Source organism: Kitasatospora sp. NPDC058478, from assembly GCF_042720345.1.
Taxonomy (GTDB): Bacteria; Actinomycetota; Actinomycetes; order Streptomycetales; family Streptomycetaceae; genus Kitasatospora.
The window spans coordinates 1-4,607 of record NZ_JBHXML010000145.1; the positions used below are offsets into that span (position 1 = coordinate 1).

Genomic DNA, 4,607 nt, shown 5'->3' on the forward strand with positions numbered 1-4,607 from the left:
GCCGCGCGGGACGCGGAGGGCGGCCCCGCGGGCCTGGCCCTCCGCGCGCAGGCGCACCTCTTCAACACCAACGCGTCGCTAAACACGCTCCGTCCGAGTACATTCGCCGCCTCACCATCCCCCGGCCGAGCAGCGGCGGGACGAGCACCACGGCGAGCAGTTCGAGGGCGGTGAGCGTGCTCAGCGTCCAGTCCTCGGGCTTGCCGGCCACCTCGACCACGTTCGCCGCGACCTCGGTGCTGCCGCCGCGACCGCGGGCGACGACCTGGCCGGTCTGCGGGTCGACGACGTCCTCGGTGCCCGGGTCGCCCGGCGCGGCGCCGGCCGCGTTCGGGTCCGTGCCGGCCGCGCCGTCGGCAGCTGCGCCGCCGTCCCCGGTGCCGCCGGTGCCCGCGCCGCCGCCGCCCGTACCGCCACCGGTACCGCCGGTGCCGCCGGACGTGCCTGCGGCCGTGCCGTTGCCGGTCCGGCCCGAACCGCCGGCGGCCGTGCCGCCCGTGCCGCCGGTACCGCCCGTGCCGCCCGTGCCGCCGGTCCCGCCGGCCGCGCCGCCGCCGGTGCCGCCCGAACTACCCGCGCCCGAACCGGTCTTGACCGGCTGGCCGCCCTGCACGGTGCAGTCCAGCGGAGCGCCCTGCTTGTCGCAGGGGCTGGGCTGCGGCGCGTTCTTGAGGACGGTCAACTCACCGGCCGAGTTGAAGGTCGGGTTCGCGCAGTTGGAGAGGGTGTCCGGGTCGACGGGGCTGGCGTTGCCCGGGATGCTCTTGGTCTGCAGCAGCCCGCCCTTGACCAGGTTGCGCGGGATCGGCGAGTAGCCGAGGCCGTCCGCCTCGCCCTGGCCCTCGCACAGCACGTAGGCGAGGAAGCGGCTGAGGGCACCGCCCTTGTCGTTGTTGAAGCGGGGCGGCGGCTTGAGCTCCGCTCCGGCGCGCGGCACGATCACGTAGCTGTAGCTGGAGATCGGGTAGGCGCGGGGGTCGTCCATCGTGTAGACGCCGTCGAGGTTCTGCTGGAGGTAGTTCGGGTCGGTCGCCGGGGTGTTGTCGTCGACGCCGCGGATCTTCGCCGCGGTGAGCGCGACCGCCACGTTGGAGGCCGTCGGCAGGGAGTAGTAGCCGGCCTTGTTGAGCACCTTCACGACCGGCCAGTTGCTGCGCTTGGCGAAGGCGTACTCGTCGTAGCCGATGGTGCCCTGGCCGATCGAGGACTTGATGTAGCCCGCGACGATGTCGGAGCCGTTCTGCGCGGTCATCCGGCCGGACGGCGGGTAGAACTCGGTGTAGTCGCCGCAGGTGGTGCCGTTGACGGACTTGCAGTAGTCGTCCCACTGGGCCTGGTAGCTGTGCTCCATCCAACGGGTGAACTGCGCGGTGGCGCCGGAGCCGTCCGAACGGACCACCGGGGTGATCGGCATGCTCTGCAGCGGCTTGCCGTAGTCGGCGGTGATCTTCGGGTCGTTCCAGTTGGTGATCTTGTTGGTGAAGATGTCCACGATGGTCTGCGGGGAGAGTCGCAGGTCGCGGACCTGCTTGCCGCCGACCTGCAGGTTGTACATGAAGGTGGTGCCGCCCGCGGTGATCGGCACGTACGAGAAGCCGTAGACCGGGTTCTCCCGGCCGCCCTGGCCGCCGGTGCGGGCCGATTCGCTGAGGCCGGTGTCATCCCCGCTGCGGAACGGCACGTCCGAGGCGGTGAAGTCGGTCTGCCCGTTGCTCCAGGCCGTGCGGCCGGCGGCCGAGCCGACCGGGTTGAAGTTGATCTGGATGCCCTGCGGCCCGACGTCCTGGCGCCACTGGTCGATCGCCGGACCGGACCAGCTGGAGCCCTGGGCGCTCAGCGCGACCGACGCCGCGAACGCCGCCCCCTGCCCGAGCAGCAGTGAGGCCGCGGCGAGCGACAGGGACAGCAGCACGGCCAGGGTGCGGGCCACGGGGCGGCTTGCGGCCTCCCACGACATGGGAACTCCTCTGGTACGGAGGGTGGTTGGGCGGGACATCAGCGCTTCTCCGGCTGGATGGCGTACGGGCGGGCGACGGCGGCCGCGGCGGCCGCCTCGAGACGACGGGCGTCCCGGTTGATCCGGCGCTTCTGGCCCCGCGTCAACTGGCCGGGCCGACGGCCGCCGAGCACCCGGGCGGTGACGAACAGGACCAGCACCACGGCCATCAGGGTCAGCCCCGCGGCGAAGGCCCGCGCGACCATCTCGGGGTAGGGCTGCTTGACGTAGTTCCAGATGTAGAGCGGCAGCGACACCTGAGGCTCGGTGAACGGGTCGGCATTGAACTGCGCGGTGAAGCCCGAGGTCAGGAGCACCGGCGAGGTCTCGCCGACGCCTCGCGCCATGCCGAGCACCACCGCCGTCACCAGACCGGGCCGGGCGGTCGGCAGCACCACGTTCCACACCGTCCGCCACTGGCTGCCGCCGAGCGCGTACGAGGCCTCGCGCAGGGTGCCCGGCACCAGCCGGATGACCACCTCGGCGGCCCGGGTGACGATCGGCATCATCATCACGGTCAGCGCCAGCGAGGCCGCGAACCCGCTCTGCTCGAACCCGAGGGTGAGGATCACCACGCCGAGCACGAACAGGCCCGCGACGATCGACGGCAGCGCGGTCATCGCCTCGACCAGGGTCCGCACCGGACGGGCCATCCGGCCGCCGACCTCGGACATGAAGACCGCCGCGGCGATGCCCAGCGGCACCGCGAACAGCGTGGCCAGGCCCAGCTGTTCGAGCGAGCCGACGATCGCGTTGAGCGCACCGCCGGAGGTGATCGGGGAGAGCGCGGCCGTCCTCTCCATCGACTCGGTGAAGAAGTTCAGGTGCTGGGCCGCCTCGGAGCCTCGGACCACCAGATAGCCGATCTGGTCGACGATCAGCGCGAGCACCAGCAGTCCGGAGCTCCACGCGACCACCGACACCAGGCGCTCGCGCACCAGCAGCCTGCCCCACTGGAGCCGCCCGAGGGTGAAGTAGCCGGCCAGGAACAGCACGTACCAGCAGACCAGGAAGCCGAACGCGCCGCTGAACGGCAGGATCCGCTCGTAGCTCATCCAGTCCAGCGCCAGCGAGCCGACCAGCGAGCCGGCCACGGTGAGCACGTCCTCGCGGGTGACCCCGCCGAGCTTCACCCGCCGCTCCGGGCACGGGGGTACGGGTGCGGGGGCGGGCGGCGCCTCGGCGGGCTCGGACGCGGCCACGGGTGGCAGGTCGAGCGTGGTCATCGGGTCGTCCCTTCAACGGGGTTGGTCATGTCGGCCGCCCTTCTCAGTCCGCGGTCGAGGCGCCGGAGCGCGACCGGTTGATCACGAAACCGGCCGCGACGTTGACCAGCAGGGTCAGTGCGAACAGCACCAGGCCGGCCGCCATCAGCGCGGAGAGCGACAGCGCGTCCGACTCGCCGAAGCGCAGCGCGATCAGCGCCGAGATCGAGTTGGCGCCGTTCTCGAGGATGTGTGTGATGGTCTTGAAGTTCGGCGAGATGATCAGCGCGACGGCGATCGTCTCCCCCATCGCCCGGCCGAAGCCCAGCATCACCGCGCCGATCACACCGCCCTTGCCGAACGGCAGCACCACCGCGCGCACCATCCCCCAGCGGGTCGAGCCGAGCGCGTACGCGCCCTCCCGCTCGCCCTGCGGGGCCTGGGAGAACACCTCCCGGCTGAGCGAGGTGACGATCGGGATGATCATCAGGGAGACCACGACGCCCGCGATGAAGGTGGACGAGGTGTAGGACGTCCCGATGTCGCCGGTGCGCACCTTCAGGAAGGGGATCGCGTCGCCGAGGTGGTTGGCCAGCCAGCGGACGAAGCCGATGATGCGCGGCTGGAGGAAGAACAGCCCCCACAGGCCGTAGATGATGCTGGGGATCGCCGCCATCAGGTCGATCAGCGAGACCAGCACCGAACGCAGCCGCACGGGCGCGTACTCGGCGATGAAGACCGCTGTGGTCAGCGCCACCGGGACGGCGATGGCCAGGGCGATCACGGCGATCAGCAGGCCGTTCGGCAGGACGGCGGCGATGCCGAAGTTGTGCGCGGCGGTCTGCCACTTCTGCTCGGTCAGGAACGACCAGCCCACCGCGCGCAGCGCGTCCGTGCCGCGCAGCAGCAGGAAGAACGCGATCAGCCCCATGATGGCGAAGACCGAGATCCCGGCGAGCCGCAGCACGCCGCGGAACACCCGGTCGCCGGGGGTGGCGGGGGCGGTGATGACGCGCGGGACGTCGGGGTCGGGCTGGCCGTCGGGGTGGCCTGGCGCCCCGGCGTACGGTGCCGCGGGCTCGGCGGCGGCTGTCATGGTCTGCTCTCCGTGCTCGGGTACGGGTGCCGGGGCGGTGCCCCGGCCTGGACGGCGGCCCGACGAAAGCGTCGAAGGCGGCTCGGTCGGCTGGTTCGTGGTCGTCGGTCGGTCGCCGGTGTTCCGGTCGGTCGCCGGTCGGTCCGGTCGCCGGTCGGTCGTCGGTCGGTCGGTCGTCGGCGTTCCGGTCGTCGGTCGGTCGGTCGTCGACGCGCGGGCGGCGCGGGTCGGGCTGCGGGCCTGGTCAGCGGGCCCGGGGCAGACGGCAACGGGACCGGGCGGACGAGTCGGCGGGGCCGGAACGGCGGCC

The 4,607-nt window shown here is 72.3% G+C and carries 3 protein-coding genes; all 3 read right to left on the reverse strand.

What is annotated here, in order from left to right; genetic code table 11:
- Window positions 1-61: 61 nt before the first annotated feature.
- The 3 genes from ACFWPT_RS40635 to pstC are packed head-to-tail and all read right to left on the reverse strand — an operon-like array spanning window position 62 to window position 4,297.
- A complete protein-coding gene (locus tag ACFWPT_RS40635) occupies window positions 62-1,957 on the reverse strand; it encodes a substrate-binding domain-containing protein (protein ID WP_380488066.1) in 1,896 nt (631 codons plus the stop codon).
- 38 nt (window positions 1,958-1,995) lie between these two features.
- Window positions 1,996-3,222 carry a phosphate ABC transporter permease PstA gene (gene pstA, locus ACFWPT_RS40640; RefSeq protein WP_380488069.1) on the reverse strand — a complete coding sequence of 409 codons (1,227 nt, stop codon included), beginning with the start codon at window positions 3,220-3,222 and terminating at the stop codon, window positions 1,996-1,998.
- Window positions 3,223-3,265: 43 nt separating this feature from the next.
- Entirely contained in the window at window positions 3,266-4,297 is a 1,032-nt protein-coding gene (pstC, locus tag ACFWPT_RS40645; RefSeq protein ID WP_063348389.1) for a phosphate ABC transporter permease subunit PstC, read from the reverse strand.
- Window positions 4,298-4,607: the final 310 nt, after the last annotated feature.